At 67.9% G+C, this 18252-nt stretch carries 16 protein-coding genes; 7 read left to right on the forward strand and 9 right to left on the reverse strand.

Annotated elements, in window-relative coordinates; genetic code table 11:
• Position 1: 1 nt before the first annotated feature.
• Positions 2 to 1147, reverse strand: a complete 1146-nt coding sequence (locus tag JW805_09215) for an HlyD family secretion protein (protein MBN2972192.1) — start codon at positions 1145 to 1147, stop codon at positions 2 to 4.
• 200 nt (positions 1148 to 1347) lie between these two features.
• Between JW805_09215 and JW805_09220 the strand changes: the two genes are divergently transcribed.
• The gene (locus tag JW805_09220) at positions 1348 to 1545 is read left to right on the forward strand and encodes a hypothetical protein (GenBank protein MBN2972193.1); all 198 of its coding nucleotides are present in this window, start codon (positions 1348 to 1350) and stop codon (positions 1543 to 1545) included.
• 120 nt (positions 1546 to 1665) lie between these two features.
• On the opposite strand, the gene JW805_09225 is transcribed toward JW805_09220, so the two are convergent.
• The 5 genes from JW805_09225 to JW805_09245 all read right to left on the reverse strand — a co-directional run bounded on the left by JW805_09225 (position 1666) and on the right by JW805_09245 (position 7255).
• A complete protein-coding gene (locus JW805_09225; GenBank protein MBN2972194.1) occupies positions 1666 to 1989 on the reverse strand; it encodes a hypothetical protein in 324 nt (107 codons plus the stop codon).
• Positions 1986 to 3194 (reverse strand): molybdopterin-dependent oxidoreductase, encoded by a 1209-nt coding sequence (locus JW805_09230; GenBank protein MBN2972195.1) that lies wholly within the window; start codon positions 3192 to 3194, stop codon positions 1986 to 1988. The genes JW805_09225 and JW805_09230 overlap by 4 nt, the downstream gene beginning before the upstream one ends.
• A 166-nt stretch (positions 3195 to 3360) precedes the next feature.
• Positions 3361 to 3879 carry a molybdenum cofactor guanylyltransferase gene (locus JW805_09235; GenBank protein ID MBN2972196.1) on the reverse strand — a complete coding sequence of 173 codons (519 nt, stop codon included), beginning with the start codon at positions 3877 to 3879 and terminating at the stop codon, positions 3361 to 3363.
• On the reverse strand, positions 3876 to 4634 hold the full coding sequence (gene fdhD / locus JW805_09240) for a formate dehydrogenase accessory sulfurtransferase FdhD (GenBank protein MBN2972197.1): 759 nt from the start codon (positions 4632 to 4634) through the stop codon (positions 3876 to 3878). Before fdhD ends, JW805_09235 begins: the two co-directional genes overlap by 4 nt.
• The gene (locus JW805_09245) at positions 4631 to 7255 is read right to left on the reverse strand and encodes a GAF domain-containing protein (protein ID MBN2972198.1); all 2625 of its coding nucleotides are present in this window, start codon (positions 7253 to 7255) and stop codon (positions 4631 to 4633) included. The genes fdhD and JW805_09245 overlap by 4 nt, the downstream gene beginning before the upstream one ends.
• Before the next feature lie 92 nt (positions 7256 to 7347).
• Here JW805_09245 and JW805_09250 point away from each other — a divergent pair, with 92 nt between their 5' ends.
• On the forward strand, positions 7348 to 8505 hold the full coding sequence (locus tag JW805_09250; protein ID MBN2972199.1) for an isovaleryl-CoA dehydrogenase: 1158 nt from the start codon (positions 7348 to 7350) through the stop codon (positions 8503 to 8505).
• Positions 8506 to 8518: 13 nt separating this feature from the next.
• Positions 8519 to 9211 carry an HAD family hydrolase gene (locus JW805_09255; protein MBN2972200.1) on the forward strand — a complete coding sequence of 231 codons (693 nt, stop codon included), beginning with the start codon at positions 8519 to 8521 and terminating at the stop codon, positions 9209 to 9211.
• Here the strand turns inward: JW805_09255 and JW805_09260 are convergent, their stop codons facing one another.
• The 3 genes from JW805_09260 to JW805_09270 all read right to left on the reverse strand — a co-directional run bounded on the left by JW805_09260 (position 9212) and on the right by JW805_09270 (position 13574).
• Positions 9212 to 10261, reverse strand: coding sequence for a hypothetical protein (locus JW805_09260; protein ID MBN2972201.1), 1050 nt, complete (start codon positions 10259 to 10261; stop codon positions 9212 to 9214).
• 101 nt (positions 10262 to 10362) lie between these two features.
• Entirely contained in the window at positions 10363 to 11529 is a 1167-nt protein-coding gene (locus JW805_09265) for an SGNH/GDSL hydrolase family protein (protein ID MBN2972202.1), read from the reverse strand.
• On the reverse strand, positions 11529 to 13574 hold the full coding sequence (locus JW805_09270; protein ID MBN2972203.1) for a M13 family metallopeptidase: 2046 nt from the start codon (positions 13572 to 13574) through the stop codon (positions 11529 to 11531). The genes JW805_09265 and JW805_09270 overlap by 1 nt, the downstream gene beginning before the upstream one ends.
• Positions 13575 to 13674: 100 nt before the next feature.
• Between JW805_09270 and JW805_09275 the strand changes: the two genes are divergently transcribed.
• From JW805_09275 to JW805_09290, 4 genes are all read left to right on the forward strand, one after another.
• Positions 13675 to 15276 carry a methylcrotonoyl-CoA carboxylase gene (locus JW805_09275; protein MBN2972204.1) on the forward strand — a complete coding sequence of 534 codons (1602 nt, stop codon included), beginning with the start codon at positions 13675 to 13677 and terminating at the stop codon, positions 15274 to 15276.
• A gap of 131 nt (positions 15277 to 15407) precedes the next feature.
• Positions 15408 to 15770 (forward strand): DUF559 domain-containing protein, encoded by a 363-nt coding sequence (locus JW805_09280; GenBank protein MBN2972205.1) that lies wholly within the window; start codon positions 15408 to 15410, stop codon positions 15768 to 15770.
• 13 nt (positions 15771 to 15783) lie between these two features.
• Complete coding sequence (locus JW805_09285) at positions 15784 to 16263, forward strand: hypothetical protein (GenBank protein ID MBN2972206.1); 480 nt, start codon at positions 15784 to 15786, stop codon at positions 16261 to 16263.
• A gap of 118 nt (positions 16264 to 16381) precedes the next feature.
• The gene (locus JW805_09290) at positions 16382 to 18226 is read left to right on the forward strand and encodes an acetyl/propionyl/methylcrotonyl-CoA carboxylase subunit alpha (GenBank protein MBN2972207.1); all 1845 of its coding nucleotides are present in this window, start codon (positions 16382 to 16384) and stop codon (positions 18224 to 18226) included.
• Positions 18227 to 18252: the final 26 nt, after the last annotated feature.

The following is an 18252-nucleotide window of genomic DNA, read 5'->3' on the forward strand; positions in this document are numbered from 1 at the left end:
GTCAGCGCGCCTTTTCCTGCTGCTCGCGAACGCGCTTGATGTCGTCCTTGGCCGAAATCGTATCGACCGTGACCGTCACCGACAGGCCCGGAACCAGCAGGCGCCGTGCGGCAGGCGTCGCCTCGATCGAGACGCGCACGGGCACGCGCTGCGTGATCTTGGTGAAATTGCCCGTCGCATTCTGCGGCGGCAGCAGCGAGAATTGCGCGCCCGTGCCCGGCGCCAGGCTCTCGACCCGACCCTTCAGCACCATACCGTCCAGCGCATCGACCTTGATATCGACCGGCTGCCCCGGCCGCATCAGCGCCAGCTGCGTTTCCTTGAAATTGGCGGTGACGTAGATCTTGTCGAGCGGGACGATCGACATCAGCCGGGTGCCGGCCTGGACGAACTGACCGAGCGTTACCGTCTTGTCGCCCACGCGCCCGCCGATCGCGGCGGTCAGCGTCGTCGCGCCGACATCGACATTCGCCGCGGCCAGCTGCGCGCGCGCAGCCTGTCCCTGCGCTTCCCCCTGGCGGATCTGGGTCTGGATCGTGCCGACGCGGCGGTCCTGCGCGGCCAGCGTTGCGGCGGACGAGCGCACATTCTCGGCCGATTGGCGCGCCGTCGCCTCGAGGCGGGCGAGCTGTTCGCGCGTTTCCGCACCCGATGCCGCGAGCGGGCGATACCGCGCGACTTCCTGGGCGTCGAACGCGGCCTTTACCCGCGCGGCGGCCAGCTGGGCGCGGGCCTGCTCGATCGCGGCATATTGCTCGCGCACCTGCGCGCGGGCGGCGTCGGCCTGAGCGCCGGCGAGTGCGATCTGGGCTTCCGCCTGCGCGGCCTGGGCACGCGCATTACGCGGATCGATCCGGACGAGCGGCTGCCCGGCGCGGACGTCCTGGTTCTCGTTCACCAGCACCGCCGAGACATAGCCGGCAACCCGCGGCGCGACCGTGACCATGTCGGCCTGGATCGTCGCGTCGTTGGTTTCCTCCAGATATTTGCCGTGCGTCTGGTAGTTCATGAACCAGATGCCGCCTGCGACAAGCACGGCGACGGCGAGAACCAGCAAAATCAGCTTGGCGCGCCCGCTCAGACGCTTCTTGTTCGCCGCGCCTTCGTCGTCGGTCGTCGCATCGGGCCGGTCCCCACCTGTCGGCATGTCGCTCATGAAACGGACTTTCGTTTGAACGGTCGTCTATCGAACGCGCAGTTAAGCGGACACAGTGTCCACTTCAAGGCCGATCACGTGCAATTCGCGGCTTGTCGATTGCCGAACATGCAAGCGTCCAGACCACATCGGCACCAAGTCGCGCGTCATGCGTCTGTGACGGACACTTTCGAGTTCTACGGTGCCCGACCATGACCATCCCCACGTCCACCCGCCCGACCCTGATCGCTTTCGCTGCAACGCTTGCCGTCGCGGCGATCGGTGCAGCGGGGATGATGGTGTGGCGCCGCCGCGACGCGACACGTGACGACAGCATCGAGCCACGACACATGCCAGGGTCTGCGGCAAATATTCACGTGGCCGGTGGTGTACCACTGGAGAGGCGCTGAGTCCGTCCACCGTCCGCGCCGGGCAGTCACCGACAACGAACTCCGACAAACCCAGGGCGCGCGGGGGTGGCTTGCGCGTCCGCCCAACCCGCTCCTCCCGAACACCCAGCAAATCAGGCGCTACTGCTGCGCGGAAACCAACGCCGCGATCAGCGCCGGCTCGTCGCCCTTGGCGATCTGTGCGCCGTACACCGTCCGCATCTTGTCGATCGTCGCCGCCCACTTCTCGGCCGGCAGCTTGGGCTGGGTGGTGATCATCTCCACCGAATGACACGCGAGACACGACCGCTCGATCAATGCCGGGTCCGTGCCACCCAAGGTGGTCGCCGGATCATCGGGCAGCGAGATGCGAACCATCTCATCCACCTTGGGCGCAGCCGGCGCGTCGGCTTGACCGCCACAGGCGGCAAGCGCGACGGGCAAAAGGAGAGCGATCCGCCTCATGCCGCCCGCACTCCGATCGTCTCGATCCGATTATGCATATAGCCGGCCGGGTTCCAGATCGGATCGCTGGTCTGCACGACCCCGTCGCTATTGGTGCACCGGACCGCCAGCCGGTAGTTCCCCGGCGCCACCCCGCCCCCGGTTAGGTCCCACCGCCGGAAGCCGTAGGTGCCCATGTCCGGCCCCAATCGCGCGGCATGCCAGCTGCGCCCGCCGTCCATCGACAGCTCGACCGACCGCACGCCGGTCGCCCCGCCAAAGGCGATCCCGCGCACCGCAAACGGCGACCGCGCGACGATCGTATCGCCATCGGCCATGTTGGTGATGAACGCGCGCGGGTTCATGACGCTGATGGGCTCGGTCGGAAAATCCTTTGCCCCGGGCGCCACGCTCGCACGCGCCGCGGTCGGGATGCGATAGGCCTTGTCCATCCAGTAATTCGTATCGGGCGCGTCGAGCACCTCGATGCTGCTCAGCGCCTTGATCCAATAGGTCGAATACCAGCCCGGCACGATCAGACGCAGCGGATATCCGTTCAGCATCGGCAACCGCTCGCCGTTCATCAGGAAGGCGAGCATGACCTCCCCGTCGCGGGCATGATCGATGCCGAGCGACTTCAGGAACGGGGGCGCCCCGGACGGCGGCCGATCGAGCCCGCCGAAGCGCACCGCGACGGCCCCCGGTGCGACGCCGGCGCGGTCGAGCACGTCGCGCAGGCGTACCCCGCCCCAACGCGCATTGCCCATCGCGCCGTGGCCCCATTGCGCGCCCGGCACGCGTGGCACGAAGTGGCCGCGCGAATTGCCCGAACATTGGTTGACCGCCGCGATCTCGAACCGTGGCATCGCCATCAGGTCGGCCAGCGACAGGCTCAACCGCTGCCGTACCGCGCCGCTCACCGCCACGCGGTGCTTCGCCCCGTCGATCGCCGTCGGAATATCGGCATAATGCCAACGGACGAAGAACCGGTCGTTGGGCGTGAACACCCCGTCGTCGAACACCGTCATCGGCGTTTCGAGCAGCGGCGCGCGGGTCCGCTGCAGGATCATCGACCCCTTTTCGGGAAAGGCACTCGTCATCGGTCGGCCCGCATTGCCGCCGGGCAGCTTCAGGTCGAACAGCGCCTGCGCAAATGCAGGCGTCCCAGCGGCCGCGCCACCGGCGGCGAGCACCCTCAAGGCATGGCGTCGATCGATCGCGGTCATAAGCGCCATTGGACCAGAGGCGGTGCGGCTAGGCAAGCGTTCGTGGTGTGCAGCTATCGCACCATCCCCCCTTCAGGGATGGGCCCATCCAGGCGCGCCTCGCGGGGAGCACGCCCCCCGCCCCCGCCCCGCCCTCCGCCAGGGTTGGGCTTGGAACATGCGGACCTCAGCGGGCGAGATAGTCGGCCAAATCCTCGGGCCGGTTGATATTCGCCAGCCCCAGCGCCGGCGCGGGCCGAGCGCCGCAGTCCCGCGCCCAGGCCCGTAGCGAGCGGTCATCGCTCCCGGCCAGAAAGGTGTCGATCCGATCCGCCAGCACCGCGGGCCAAAGCCCGATCACCGGGCAATCTTCGGCGAAGCCGGGCGCCTCACCCAATCGTGCCACCAGATTTGCCGGTACGTCGGGAACATCGCACGGCACGGTCAGCACCCGCGCGTAGCCACCGTCCGCCGCCGCCCGCAGCGCAGCGGCAAGCCCACCGAGCGGCCCCAGTCCCGCCGCCGGGCGATCCGGCACCGACCGAAATCCCTCCAGCGTCCGCCCGCACAGGATCACCGCATCGCACTGCTCCACCAGACGCGCGGCAATCCGATCGATCATCCGCTGGCCCGCAACGTCGGCGAGCGCCTTGTCGCTACCGAACCGCCGCGCCTGCCCGCCAGCCAGGATCGCACCGAGGATCATGGCACCAGCATCGCGTCGGCACGCACGAGCACGCGCAGCGGCAGGCCGGCATCGTCCGCGCGCGTCACGGCCAGGCGCGTCGGGGCGGAGACGGTCGCAAGCATCGGACAGCCGCCGAGCACCGCCTTCTCGACCAGTTCGTAAGAGCAGCGCGACGTCAGCAGCGCGAAGCCGCCGTCCCAGCCAAGGCCGCCGCGGCGCATCGCCCCGATCAGCTTGTCGAACGCGTTGTGCCGTCCGACATCCTCGCGCACCAGGCGGATGGTGCCGTCGGCAGCACAGAGCGCCGCCGCATGTACCGCGCCGGTCTGCGCATTCAGCGGTTGATGCGCGCGCAAATGCGCCTGCGCGCGAAACACCGCCGCATCGTCGGCGCGGCACCGGGCGGCTACCCGCGGCAGGGGGCGCATAGCCTGTTCGAGGTTCTCGACCCCGCACAGACCGCACGACGATTCCGAGGTGCGATGACGCACCCGCGCCGCCAATGTCGCCGCCGCCTCGGCATCCAGCGTCAGCCGGACGATCCACCCCCCGAGCGTCGCTGCATCATGGACATCGACATCGACCGGCGCGCCGGGGGTCAGCAATCGTTCCGACACGGCAAACCCGACCGCGAGATCCGCAAGATCGGCCGGCGTCGCCATCAGCACGGCATAACCGACGCCGTTCACTTCGATCGCGATCGGCACTTCGTCGGCGAGTGCGCGATCGACTTTGGTCCGCGTGCCGTCCGCCGCGACGCGGGTCAGCGTCATGCGATCAGCAGGGTCGCGACGCGGGACGTCAGCGTGTCGAGCGCAAAGGGCTTGGTGACCAGCGCCATATTCTCGGGCAGCTGTTCCGACCCTAGCACCGCCTGTTCGGCATAACCGGTGACGAAGACGACCTTCAGCCCCGGCCGCCGCTTCAATGCCGCCTCCGCCACCTGTCTGCCGTTCATTCCGCCGGTCAGCCCAACGTCGGTCAACACCAGGTCGACCGTATCGCCATGGGCGTCGAGCAGGCCCAGAGCCTCGGCGCCGTCACGTGCCGTCAGCACGCGATGCCCCTGGTCCGTCATCGCCTCCGCCATCAGCGTCCGCACCGCCACCTCGTCATCGACGACCAAGATCGTGTGCGCCGACGTCGCCACCGGCGCTTCGCGTTCGACCGACGCGTCGGCCACCGGCGCGGCATCGGTGCGCGGCAGGTACAAGGTGACGCATGTGCCCTGCCCCTCCGCGCTGTCGATCCACACCTGTCCGCCCGACTGGCGAACGAAGCCATAGACCATCGACAGGCCCAGCCCCGTGCCGACGCCCAGCGGCTTGGTCGTGTAGAAGGGGTCGAACGCCCGCCGGCGCACTTCGTCCGACATGCCGACGCCGGTGTCGGTCACGCTGATCGCCAGATATTCGCCCGGCACCATCTGACGGCTACCGGCAACGGCGTCGTCGATCGCATGATTGGCCGATTCGATGCGGATCGCACCACCGGCCGGCATCGCGTCACGCGCGTTGATGCACAGATTCAGCAAAGCGTTTTCGAGCTGATTGGAATCGACCAGGATCGGCCAGCATCCGTCCCGCAGGACGAAATCGATCGGATGCGCCGGCCCGATCGTGCGGCACAAAAGGTCCGAAATCCCATCGATCAGCCGGTTGCCGTCGGTCGGCTTGGGATCCAGCGTCTGGCGTCGGGAAAAGGCGAGCAGGCGGTGGGTCAGCGCGGCCGCCCGCGTCACGCTTTCGCTGGCGATGCTCAGGTACCGACCCAGGGCGTCCGTCCGTCCCTGCGCGATCCGCAGGCCCATCATCTCGACCGCGCCGGATACGCCGGTCAGCAGATTGTTGAGATCGTGGGCGAGGCCCCCGGTCAGCTGGCCGACCGCCTCCATCTTGGCCGACTGGCGAAGATTTTCCTCGGCGACCAGCAATTCGCGCGTCCGCGCCTCGACCTCGGCCTCAAGCGAGGCGTTCAGCTGGGCGAGCTCGGTCTCGGTCCGCCGCCGCTCGACCGCGTTACGCGTCCGATCGGCGACTTCCTTGACGAACGCGACGTCGGCATCGCTCCATGACCGCGGGGCATTGTCATTGACGACCAGCAACGCGACGAACTGGCCGTCCTCGACGATCGGCATGTTGATCAATGCGTAGACGCCCAGCGCGTTGATCGCTTCGGCATGATCGGCAGTGCGCGGATCGCGCGACACGTCGGCGAGCGTCACCGTCTCGCCCCGCTTCAGATCGTCGATGAAACTGCCGTAATCGCGGAAATGCAGCAGCGGCGGCAGCGGCGCGACGCCCTTCGAACACCAATGCGGCCCCATGTCGATCGTCTCGGCGACGGCGTCGATCCGGCCATAGCCGGCACGCGCGACCTCCAGCGTGCGACCGAGAATTTCGGAAGCCGCCTGGGCTAGGTCGCCGGCGTCGCCCGGCTCGCGCAGCCGATCGTTCAGCTCGACCAGCGCCGCCAGCCGCATCTCCTGCCGCCGACGCGCGTCGATGTCGAAGATCGCGCCGGGAAAATAGTGGGGACGCCCGTCGGGCGTGCGCACCACCCGCCCCTGAGCCAGTACCCAGATATAACGCCCGTCGGCCAGCCGCAACCGATATTCACACGAATAGGGCGCGCGCCCGGCCACCGTATCCTCGATCGCCCGGCGCATCCGGGCCCGGTCATCGGGATGGATATGCTCGATCGCGCGGTCATTCGGCAGGCCGAGGGCGCCTTCCGCGGGGTCGACGCCCGTCATTCGGGCAAGCCGCGCATCGAGGGTCAGGCGACCGCTTTCCAGATCCCATCCCCAGCTACCGGCGCTGAACGGCATCGCCGCTTCGCTCTCCAGCACACCGGTGGCATTGCGTTCGATCTCGATCGCGGCCTGCCGCGCCATCGCCTCCAGCGCGATCACCTGGGCCGGAGTCAGGTCCTCGAGCCGCGGTTTGGTGTCGATCGCGCAAACGCTGCCCACCGCCACCCCGTCGTTGGTGATGATCGGGAAGCCCGCATAATAGCGCAGGTGCGCCTCGCCGGTGACCAACGACATCTCGCGCGTCCGCGGATCGTTCGACAGGTCGTGGATGACGAATAGCCGCGGCTGGCGAATGGCAAGCGCGCAGACCGAGGTGTCGATCGGCGTTTCCTTCAGATCGACGCCGTCGCGTGCCTTGAACCACTGGCGCTCGCGATCGATCAGGCTGACGAGTGCGATCGGCACGTCGAGCAGCGCCTTCACCGCCGCGACGATGGCGTCGAAGCGCGGTTCGGGCGCGGTGTCGAGAATGCCGGTGCGCTGCAGCGCGTTCAGGCGCGACATTTCGTCCGACGCCGCAGGAACGGCGAGCGTCATCGCTGCGCTCGGGCGCGGGTCGGTGCGGCGATCGGATGCCATTCTTGACGAAAATCAATCACAACGTGGGCTTGCCGCGCGAACGATCCTACCGCAAGCGGGTTGCAACAAAATGAGTTTTTGAGGAGAGTTTCATGGACGCGACGCTCGATTTCGGGCTCGGCGAGAACGCGGATATGATCCGCGACACGACCCGGCGATACGCCAGCGACCGCATCGCCCCGATCGCTGCAGAGGTCGACGAGACCAACCGCTTCCCCCAGGAGCTTTGGCCTGAAATGGGCGAACTCGGCCTGCACGGGATCACCGTGGAAGAGGAATATGGCGGTCTCGGCCTCGGCTATCTCGAACATTGCGTGGCGATGGAGGAGGTCAGCCGCGCGTCGGCGTCGGTGGGTCTCAGCTACGGCGCCCACTCCAATCTGTGCATCAATCAGATCCGCCGCTGGGGCACGCCCGAGCAGAAGCAGCGCTACCTCCCCAAGCTGATCTCGGGCGAGCATGTCGGCAGCCTCGCCATGTCCGAAGCCGGTTCGGGCAGCGACGTCGTGTCGATGAAGCTGAAAGCGGAGGCCAAGGGCAACGATCGCTACGTGCTGAACGGCACGAAGTTCTGGATCACCAATTCGCCGACCGCCTCGACCCTGGTCGTCTATGCCAAGACCGATCCGGCGGCGGGGCCCAAAGGCATCACCGCCTTCCTGATCGAGCGCGGCATGCCGGGTTTTTCGGTCAGCAAGAAGCTCGACAAGATGGGCATGCGCGGATCGGACACCGCCGAGCTGGTGTTCGAGGATTGCGAAGTCCCGGTCGAAAACGTCCTGGGCACGGTCGGCGAAGGCGCCAAGGTGCTGATGTCGGGCCTGGATTACGAACGCGCGGTGCTCGCCGCGGGCCCGATCGGCATCATGCAGGCGTGCCTCGACGTCGTGCTGCCCTATGTGCGCGACCGCAAGCAGTTCGGCCAGCCGATCGGCCATTTCCAGCTGATCCAGGCCAAGATCGCCGATATGTACGTCGCGCTCAACTCGGCCCGCGCCTATGTCTATGCCGTTGCCCGCGCTTGCGATGCCGGCAAGACGACGCGCTTCGACGCGGCCGGCGCGATCCTGCTGGCGAGCGAAAATGCGGTGAAGACATCGCTCGAGGCGATCCAGGCGCTGGGCGGTGCGGGCTATACCAGGGAATGGCCGGTCGAACGCTTCCTGCGGGATGCCAAGCTCTATGACATCGGTGCCGGCACGAACGAAATCCGCCGCTATCTGATTGGCCGGGAGCTTGTCGGGGAGTAAGGCGGCCCGCGCTATGACGATCCGCCTCATCTGCCTCGATGCCGACGACACGCTTTGGCACAATATGCGCCACTTCAATGCGACCGAAGCGGCGCTCTACGATCTGATCGCGCCGTTCGCGGACCGGCAGATCACGCATCAGGCGCTGACGGCGTGCGAGACGCGGAACCTGAAGCTCTATGGCTATGGCGCCAAGGGCTTCACGCTGTCGATGATCGAGACTGCGGTCGAACTGGTCGGCGATCCCCTGCCCGCAGGGCTGATCGCCGACATTCTCGCCGCCGGCCGGGCCCTGCTGTCGCACCCGGTCGAGCTGTTCGACGGCATCGCCGATACGCTGGATGCGCTGGCCGAGCGTGGCCGCGTCGTGCTGGTGACGAAGGGCGACCTGCTGCACCAGGAAGCGAAGCTCGCCGCGTCGGGCCTCGGCGACCGCTTCCACGGCATCGAGATCGTCAGCGACAAGACCGCCGACACCTTCCGCCGCCTGTTCGCACGCGAAGGCGTGGCACCGGACGAAGCGGTGATGGCGGGCGATTCGCTCCGCTCCGACATCCACCCCGCGCTGGAGGTCGGCGCATGGGCGGCCTATGTCCCGCAACCCGGCGCGTGGAGTCACGAGGTCGCCGCGGTGCCCGGCGACCATCCGCGTTTTCGCCAGCTCGACCGGCTCGGTGACCTGCCGGCGTGGATCGATACGCTCTGATTACAGCCCGCTTTGTGGCGATGGAGCGGTGCCGGGGCGCACGCACTCCCCGTCCCGCACTCCGCTGACACTCCCTACGCCCAGCACGATCTTCGCACGGCGGGAGAAGGTCAGCGCCTGCCACCGGCCGCTGTTGCCGGTCGCGGTGCGGCTGCGCAGGAAGGTCAGGTGGAGCAGGTCGACTTGCTCCGGATCGATGCGCCCCGTGTCGATCAGGCAGCCCCAGCGATCGACGTTCCACGCCCAGTCCTTCGCGACGCCATCTTGGTCCGCGGACAGAGCCAGGCCGCGATACCAGTCGAGCATCGCGTGCAGCCGCGCACGGCGTTCGTCCTCGCCCATCACGTTGAGCTTGGCGCGGACACGGGCGACATCCTCGTCCTTCGGGAAGCTTTTCTGCTGCACCCGCGTGTCGATCGCCCAGCGGACCTTGCGCGGCGTGATCGGCATCGCGGGGAACAACCGCAGCACTTCCGTCCGCACCTCGCCCAGCAGGGCGACATAGGCGTCGGTCTGGACCTGAAGCATCGCGTCGCTTTCGAACAGCGCGGTCAGTTCGGCCTGGAGCGTCGCGTTGATCCGGCCATTCTCATGCGCGGCCAATATGCCGTCGCGGCAGCGGTCGCCGACCGGCACCTTCAGGCAATCCTTCGAGAAGAACAGCCTGCCATAGGTCGGCGCGAGCGCCCTGAGCGTCCGCTTGAACCGCCGCCGCGAATGGAAGCTCTCGCGCCACGCGACCAGCAACGGCTGCAAGCTGCCGGTGCCGTAATTCCACTGCGACATGCCGACCGAGATCAGCTGGCTGTCGAAATTCCCGACCGGCATCGCCCAGCAGCCCATCGTCTCGGGGATCGACGTACCGCGCATCCGTTCGAAGATTTCGGCGCGGTCGAGGCCGATCTCGGCGAGTTCGGCGGCCTTCGCCGGGTCGATGCGGATGAAGCCGGGTTGGCCGGTGGTGCTCGGCACATCGCCGACCTCGCGACACGGCGGGCGGGCGGGGGCTTGGGCGAAGGCGGGCGTGGCTAAAACCAGCGCAAGCACCACGCCCACCGTGCTCCCGCGCAGGCGGGAGCCCAGGGTTACCGCGGACGTCGCTTGCAGCCTTGGGCTCCCGCCTGCGCGGGAGCACGGCGTGCCCTGAACACTCAGCGGAAAATCCCCAACGGCACGGCCTCGCCCATCGCCGTCTCCCCCGCGCCGTTCGGGTGCAGGTTATCCCCACCCTGCATCGCATCGGCCAGCCGCAGCGGGTCCTTGGGATCGGCAACCGGCCGCTCCAGGTCGACCACCCCGTCGAACGCGCCTGACGTGCGGATCCAGCGATTGACCTCGCTGCGCACCGCCTCCCCTTCCGCGGTGTAATATTTCGCGCCTTTGTACGGCAGGATCGGCGAGGCGTAGATCTTGATGCCCCGCTCATGCGCCCGCGCGATCAGTTGGCGGAAGGCGCCGATCAGGTCGGCCGCAGTCACCGGCACCTGCGCGGTCGCATTGCCGATGTCGTTCACGCCTTCCAGCAGCAGGACATGGCTGACCCCCGGCACCGCCAGCACATCGCGGTCGAACCGGGCGAGTGCACTCGGCCCGGCGCCCGGCGTCAGCACGCGATTACCCGAGATCGCCTGCGTCACCACGACATGCGGCTTCCCCGCGGCTGCCAGCCGCCGCCCGAGCACGTCGCCCCAGCGGCAGATAACGGGCGCATCGTTGCGGCACCCGGTGTTGTCGGTGATCGAATCGCCATAGGCCACCACGACCGGCCGCGCCCGCGGCGTGAGTACGTCGAGTCCCGCAATGAACGGCCGCAGCACCAGGCTGCTCGCCGGCGCAAAGCTCGCCGCGCCGGTCATATCGCCCGGCGCCGACACCGATGTCCGCGCCCCGCCTGCACCATGGACGCTGGTCAGCGCGGTGCGGTCGGGCAGGAAAAGCGACACTTCGACCAGCTCGAACGGCTTCACCGCCAGCTTGACCGCGTCGCTGACCAGGGGCGCCCCGGCGCGCATCGTCGCGGTCGCAGCGCCATTGTCGAAGGTCACGCGGACGATCCGCCCGTCGGCCGCCTTGATGCTCGCCGAGCCGATGCGGACGGGCACGTCGCCATGCTCGTTCGACAACCGCAGCCGCAGCGCCTCACCGCCTGCGCCGACGCGGATCTGTGCGCGCAGCGTGACGTTCTCGACCGTCTGCAGATTGCCGCCGGTCGCTTGCCAGGGGCTAGCGGTCCACGCCCGCGTCCAGCTGCCGCGCTGCTGTGCCGCGGCCGGGGTAGCGGCGAGGGCCAGCGCGAGCGGAAGGAACAGCGCGCGCATCACCACACCTTCACCCGCTGTTCGGGCGCGAGGTAGAGCTTGTCGCCCGGCTTGATCCCGAACGCGTCGTACCAGGCGTCGATATTGCGCACCGTCAGCGCGCGATATTGGCCGGGCGCATGGCCGTCGGTCGCGATCCGTGCGCGCAGCGTCGCGTCACGCATCTTGGTCGCCCAGGTCTGGGCGAACGCCAGGAAGAAGCGCTGGTCGCCGGTCATCCCGTCGATCACCGGCGCCGGCTTGCCGCCGAGCGAGGCGTGATACGCGTCGTACGCCGCCTGCAGCCCCGCCACGTCGGCGATGTTCTCGCCCAGCGTCAGCTTGCCGTTGACCGCCAGGTCCGGGAACGGGCGATACGTGTCATACTGGTCGGCCAGCGCCCTGCCCGCCGCGTTGAACCGCTGGAGGTCGGCCGGCGTCCACCAATTCCGGAGCGTGCCCGACGCGTCGAACGCCGCGCCATTATTGTCGAAGCTGTGGCTGATCTCATGCCCGATCACCGCGCCGATCGCGCCGTAATTATAGGCCGGGTCGGCCGCGGGATCGAAGAACGGCGGCTGCAGGATCGCGGCCGGGAAGTTCAGCGCATTCTGCACCGGCAGGTTGACCGCATTGATCGTCTGCGGCGTCATCCACCATTCGTTCCGGTCGAGCGGCTTGCCGATCTTGGCGAGCTGGTGGCGATACTCCGCCCGCTCGCCATTCACCGCATTGGCATAGGCGTCGGTCGGGCTGACGGTGTATCCGGCATAGCTGCGCCACCTCTCCGGGTATCCCACCCCGACGACGATGCCGCGGACCTTCTTCAGCGCCTCCGCCTTGGTCGCCGGTGCCATCCAGTCGAGCCGCTGCACGCGGTTGGCGAATGCGGTCTTGATATTGTCGACCATCGCCTGAACCTCCGACTTGGCGCTGGCCGGGAAATATTGCGCAGCATAGAGCCGCCCGACGTCGTCGCCCAGTTCGCGGTTCAGCGCCGCTAGCGCGCGCTTGCTCCGCGACTGCTGCTGCGGGGTGCCCGACAGCGTCGTGCCGTAGAAGGCGAAATGCGCGGCATCGATCGCGCTCGGCAGGACGTCCGCATGGCTGTTGATCTGGTGGAACGCCAGCCAGTCCTTCCACGCCTCCAGCGGTTCGGACGCGACCAGCGCCGACAATCCGGTGATCGCGCTTGCATGGTACGCGCCGAACATGTTCTGCCGCGCGAGATCGGCGCCTGCCAGGAACGCCGGCCAGTCGATCCCGGGCGCCTTCGCCTGCAGGTCGGCCCGCGACCAGACAGCCGCCGACTTGGTGAAATCCTCGCTCTCCTCACGCGTCACATGGGCACGCGCGATCTTCATCTCCAGGTCGAAGATCCGCTGGGCCTTCGCATCCGCGTCCGCGATGCCCGGGGTCTTCAGCAGCTTGGCGATATAGGCGCGGTACGCCGTACGAATTTCCGCCATCTTCGGATCCGCCGACAGATAATATTCGCGCTCCGGCAGCCCCAACCCGCCTTGCAGGATGTAGGGGATCACCTTGCCCGGCGTTGCGAGCCCCTGCGTCACGAAGATGCCGAACAGATTCTCGGTCTGGAAATTGGTCGCGTTCAGCGGGTCGACATCGGCGCGGATCGTCGTGCCGATCGCGCGTGACAGAGCGGCCTTGTCACGGATTGCCGCAAAGCGCGCCAGGTCGGCGGCGATCGGCTTCATTCCCGCCGCATCGATCGCGCGGGTGTCGGTGTAGGCCTTGTAATAATTCGCGATTCGCGCCTCGGGCGACCCCGGCTTCGGCGTACCGCGGACGATCTGGTCGACCATGCCGGTCGTGCGCTGCTCGGTCGTCGCGAAGGCTTCGTAGAACGATCCCGTGCTCGACCGGTCGGCCGGGATCTGCGTCGCCTTCTGCCAGCCGCCATTGGCGTAGAGGTAGAAATCGTCACCCGGCTTCACGCTCGCATCCATCGACGATCGCTCGACTCCCGCCTGGGGGGCAGTCTGCGGTCCGGCAGCGGCGGTGGTGGCGAGCAGGGCGAGGACGATCAGCGAACGACGCAACATTCTGGGACGACTCCGTAGGATGTGGATGCACGCTACGCCCGTCGCCTTTCGTCCGCCAGACCCGCTTCCCATCGTTGCAACGGAACGCTACCCACGCGGCATGAGTGCACCGGTTCTCGATACAAAAGCCTCGCCCGACAGCGAAATCTTCCGCACAAATGCCGCGCACAACCGCGCACTGGTCGACCGCCTGCGCGCCGATGTGGCTGCCGCCGCTCGCGGTGGCAACGACGCCAGCCGTGACCGCCACACCGCGCGCGGCAAGCTGCTGCCCCGCGACCGTGTCGAACGCCTGCTCGACCCCGGATCGCCGTTCCTCGAGATCGGCCAGCTCGCCGCGAACGGCCTGTACGGCGACGAGGTCCCCGGTGCTGGCATCATCGCCGGCATCGGCCGCGTGTCGGGTCGGCAGGTGATGATCGCCTGCAACGACGCGACCGTGAAGGGCGGCACTTACTACCCGCTGACGGTCAAGAAGCATCTGCGCGCGCAGGAAATCGCACTCGAGAACCATTTGCCCTGCGTCTATCTGGTCGACTCGGGCGGCGCCAACCTGCCCCACCAGGCCGATGTCTTCCCCGACCGCGAGCATTTCGGCCGCATCTTCTTCAACCAGGCGCAGATGAGCGCGAAGGGCATTCCCCAGATCGCCTGCGTCATGGGCAGCTGCACCGCCGGCGGCGCCTATGTCCCCGCCATGTCCGACGAAACGGTGATCGTCCGCAACCAGGGCACCATCTTCCTCGCCGGCCCGCCGCTGGTGAAGGCGGCAACCGGCGAAGTCATCTCCGCCGAGGAACTGGGCGGCGCGGAAACGCATGGCCGCAAGTCGGGCGTCGTCGACCACGTCGCCGAAAACGACGACCATGCGCTGACGATCGTCCGCGACATCGTCTCGACCCTCGCCCCGCAGACCGGCGCCGGCGTCAACCTGCGCGACCCGCGCGCGCCGAAATATGATCCGGCGGAACTCTACGGCCTGATCCCGCAGGACGTCCGCGCGCCCTATGACGTCCACGACGTCATCGCGCGGATCGTCGACGCATCCGAGTTCCACGAATTCAAGGCGCTCTACGGCAGCAGCCTCGTCTGCGGCTTCGCCCACATCTGGGGCATGCCGGTCGCGATCCTCGCCAACAACGGCGTGCTGTTTTCGGAAAGCGCGCAGAAGGGCGCGCACTTCATCGAACTCGCCTGCCAGCGCAAAATCCCGCTGCTGTTCCTCCAGAATATCTCGGGCTTCATGGTCGGCGGCAAATATGAGGCGGAAGGTATCGCCAAGCACGGCGCCAAGCTGGTCACCGCCGTCGCGACTGCCAACGTGCCCAAGGTGACCGTCCTGATCGGCGGCAGCTTCGGCGCGGGCAACTACGGCATGTGTGGCCGCGCCTATAGCCCACGGTTCCTGTTCACCTGGCCGAACAGCCGGATCTCCGTGATGGGCGGCGAACAGGCAGCGTCCGTGCTGGCCACGGTCCACCGCGACGCGGACAGCTGGGATGCGGACCAGGCGGAAGCCTTCAAGGCCCCGATCCGCCAGAAATACGAAGATGAGGGCAACCCCTGGTACGCGTCGGCGCGCCTGTGGGACGACGGCATCATCGACCCGGCACAAACCCGCGACGTCCTGGGCCTGGCATTTGCGGCAACGCTGAACGCCCCCATCCCCGACCGCCCCAGCTTCGGTATCTTCCGGATGTGACCGAAGGGGAGGACCCACAAGATCCTCCCCAGAATGGGGAGGGGGACCGCGCGAAGCGCGGTGGAGGGGCTGGTCGCAGGCTAACCGGGCCAAGACAAACCGTCCTCCGCAGCCGTCAACTCCGCCGCGAGATGAGCCTCCCCGAAGTCCTCCTCTGGCGCACTCTAAAGACCCGCCCGAACGGCCTTAAATTCCGCAAACAGCACCCGGCCGGCGTCTACATCCTCGACTTCTACTGCCCGGCCGCCAAGCTCGCGATTGAAGTCGATGGGGCGCACCACGGGCTCAAGCACCAAGCCACAAAGGACGCCGCCCGCGACCACTGGCTCGCCAGCTGGAACGTTCGCACCCTCCGCATTCCCGCCACAGCGATCCTTGACGACGTAGCCGCGGTGGTCGCACACATCGTGGCACACGCCTCGCCCGACCAGCCCCTCCACCGCCCGGCTGCGCCGGGCGGTCCCCCTCCCCGAGACGAGCTCGGGGAGGATTGAGAAAGGCCCGCCTATGCCCCTCCTCCTCCTTGCCCTCGCCCTTCAGGTCACGCCGGTCCAGCCCCTTCCCAAGGCCGTCCCGCTGCCGCCCCCCGACGCGGAAACCGCCGCGGTCCTCGCCCCCATCGACCGCCTCTTCGCCGCGGTCACGGCCAAGGACCCCGCGGCCATCCTCGCCCAGGTCCGCACCGACGGCCGCAACAGCGCGATCGTCGCGATGCCCGACGGGTCGAGCGAAGTCCGCACCCGCAGCTGGGCCGACTTCGCCGGCGGGCTGAGCGATGGCCCCAGCCTGCTGCAGGAACGCCTCGTCAACCCGGTCGTCGACATCGACGGCAACCTGGCGATGGTGTGGTCCAGCTACATCTTCCGCGCCGACGGCCGCGTCACCCACTGCGGCACCGACCAGTTCACGATGGTGCGCGATGCTGCGGGCTGGAAGGTGCAGCATCTGACCTACACCCAACGCCAGACCGACTGCCCGGCCGGCTGATTCCATTTTCCTACTTGGCGGCGACGCGCTAGTCCCGGCCCATGCAAAGCTCACACGCAGTTTCCAGAAGTTTTCGCGCCATTTGGGCAATGATCGTGAAGTTTGGTGGAGGCGCGCGATGATCGGTTCGCTCCTGATCGCCAACCGCGGCGAGATCGCCTGCCGCATCATCCGCACCGCTCGCGCACTCGGCGTGCGGACGGTCGCGGTCTATTCGGATGCCGACGCAAATGCGCTCCACGTCCGCGAAGCCGATGAGGCCGTCCATATCGGCCCGTCCCCGGCACGCGAAAGCTACCTCGTCGGCGACACGATCATCGCCGCCGCCCAACAGACCGGCGCGGAGGCGATCCACCCCGGTTACGGTTTCCTGAGCGAAAACGCCGACTTCGCCCAAGCCGTGATCGACGCCGGCCTGGTTTGGGTCGGCCCCAAGCCCGACAGCATCCGCGCGATGGGGCTGAAGGACGCGGCCAAGGCGCGCATGATCGCAGCCGGCGTGCCGGTGACGCCCGGCTATCTCGGCGAAGACCAGGCGCCCGAACGCCTGCAGGCCGAGGCCGATGCGATCGGCTATCCCGTGCTGATCAAGGCGGTCGCCGGCGGTGGCGGCAAGGGCATGCGCCGGGTCGAGAGCGCCGCCGACTTCGCCGACATGCTCGCCAGCTGCCAGCGCGAAGCCGCTTCGTCGTTCGGCGATGACAGGGTGCTTTTGGAGAAATACATCCTCTCCCCGCGCCATATCGAGGTGCAAGTCTTCGGCGACTCGCACGGAAACGTCGTCCATCTGTTCGAACGCGACTGCTCGCTCCAGCGCCGTCACCAGAAGGTGATCGAGGAAGCCCCCGCGCCGGGCATGTCGGCGGACACTCGCGACGCGATCTGCGCCGCCGCCGTGCGTGCGGCACAGGCGGTCGATTACGTCGGCGCCGGCACGATCGAGTTTATCGCCGACGCTTCCGAAGGCCTCCGCGCCGACCGCATCTGGTTCATGGAAATGAACACCCGCCTGCAGGTCGAACATCCGGTGACCGAGGAGATTACCGGCGTCGACCTGGTCGAGTGGCAGCTGCGCGTGGCGAGCGGCGAACCGCTGCCCAAGCGTCAGGAGCAGTTGGCCATCGACGGGTGGGCGATCGAAGCGCGGCTCTATGCCGAGGACCCCGCCAAGGGCTTCCTGCCGAGCGTCGGACGGCTCGAGGCGTTCGATCTGGGCGACGCCGCGCGGATCGAGACGGGCGTCGAGGAAGGCGCGGACGTGTCGCCCTTCTACGACCCGATGATCGCCAAGGTGATCACCTGGGGCGAAACCCGCGACGACGCGCGTGAGGGGCTGATCGACGCGCTCGATACTGCGGTCGTGTGGCCGATCCGTTCGAACGCAGGGTTCCTGGTCAAGGCGCTGGAGCATCCCGCCTTCGTCACCGCCGAACTCGACACCGGCTTGATCGCCCGCGAAGGCGACGCGCTCCTGCCCGATGCGCTGCCGAGCGAGGACGCGTTGGCCGAAGCCGCCGGGCGCATCGTCGGTGACGCTGCGCTGTCGGGCTTCCGCCTGAATGGCCCGGCCAACCGCACCGTCCGCCTGCTGGTCGATGGCGAAGCGGTCGAAGTCGAGGCAGGCAGCGGCGGCGGCGACGAGATCGAAGACGACGGCCTACTCCTGACCGAAGCCGGCCAGACCTGGTCCGTCACGCCGTTCCGTACCGGCGGTGTGGCCGCCGGCGGTGCGGCAGACGGCGCGATCCTGTCGCCGATGCCCGGCCGCATCACCGCGGTAGAGGTGGCGGCAGGCCAGTCGGTCGCGAAGGGGCAAAAGCTCGTCACCTTGGAAGCGATGAAGATGGAACACGGCCTGGTCGCGCCGTTCGACGGTACGGTCGCGGAACTGGATGCCGAGGCCGGGGCGCAGGTTGCCGAGGGACGCATGCTCGTGCGGATCGAGCGGACCGAGGCGGCGTGAGCCCCGCCCCCACCTCCGCCCACCCG

Source organism: Roseomonas aeriglobus, assembly GCA_016937575.1.
Taxonomy (GTDB): domain Bacteria; phylum Pseudomonadota; class Alphaproteobacteria; order Sphingomonadales; family Sphingomonadaceae; genus Sphingomonas; species Sphingomonas aerigloba.

Excerpts from the sequence above, each read along its gene's own strand:
- JW805_09215 (MBN2972192.1), bottom strand. The coding sequence starts at position 1,147 with ATGCCGACAGGTGGGGACCGGCCCGATGCGACGACCGACGACGAAGGC.
- JW805_09220 (MBN2972193.1), top strand. The coding sequence starts at position 1,348 with ATGACCATCCCCACGTCCACCCGCCCGACCCTGATCGCTTTCGCTGCA.
- JW805_09225 (MBN2972194.1), bottom strand. The coding sequence starts at position 1,989 with ATGAGGCGGATCGCTCTCCTTTTGCCCGTCGCGCTTGCCGCCTGTGGC.
- JW805_09230 (MBN2972195.1), bottom strand. The coding sequence starts at position 3,194 with ATGACCGCGATCGATCGACGCCATGCCTTGAGGGTGCTCGCCGCCGGT.
- JW805_09235 (MBN2972196.1), bottom strand. The coding sequence starts at position 3,879 with ATGATCCTCGGTGCGATCCTGGCTGGCGGGCAGGCGCGGCGGTTCGGT.
- fdhD (MBN2972197.1), bottom strand. The coding sequence starts at position 4,634 with ATGACGCTGACCCGCGTCGCGGCGGACGGCACGCGGACCAAAGTCGAT.
- JW805_09245 (MBN2972198.1), bottom strand. The coding sequence starts at position 7,255 with ATGGCATCCGATCGCCGCACCGACCCGCGCCCGAGCGCAGCGATGACG.
- JW805_09250 (MBN2972199.1), top strand. The coding sequence starts at position 7,348 with ATGGACGCGACGCTCGATTTCGGGCTCGGCGAGAACGCGGATATGATC.
- JW805_09255 (MBN2972200.1), top strand. The coding sequence starts at position 8,519 with ATGACGATCCGCCTCATCTGCCTCGATGCCGACGACACGCTTTGGCAC.
- JW805_09265 (MBN2972202.1), bottom strand. The coding sequence starts at position 11,529 with ATGCGCGCGCTGTTCCTTCCGCTCGCGCTGGCCCTCGCCGCTACCCCG.
- JW805_09270 (MBN2972203.1), bottom strand. The coding sequence starts at position 13,574 with ATGTTGCGTCGTTCGCTGATCGTCCTCGCCCTGCTCGCCACCACCGCC.
- JW805_09275 (MBN2972204.1), top strand. The coding sequence starts at position 13,675 with ATGAGTGCACCGGTTCTCGATACAAAAGCCTCGCCCGACAGCGAAATC.
- JW805_09280 (MBN2972205.1), top strand. The coding sequence starts at position 15,408 with ATGAGCCTCCCCGAAGTCCTCCTCTGGCGCACTCTAAAGACCCGCCCG.
- JW805_09285 (MBN2972206.1), top strand. The coding sequence starts at position 15,784 with ATGCCCCTCCTCCTCCTTGCCCTCGCCCTTCAGGTCACGCCGGTCCAG.
- JW805_09290 (MBN2972207.1), top strand. The coding sequence starts at position 16,382 with ATGATCGGTTCGCTCCTGATCGCCAACCGCGGCGAGATCGCCTGCCGC.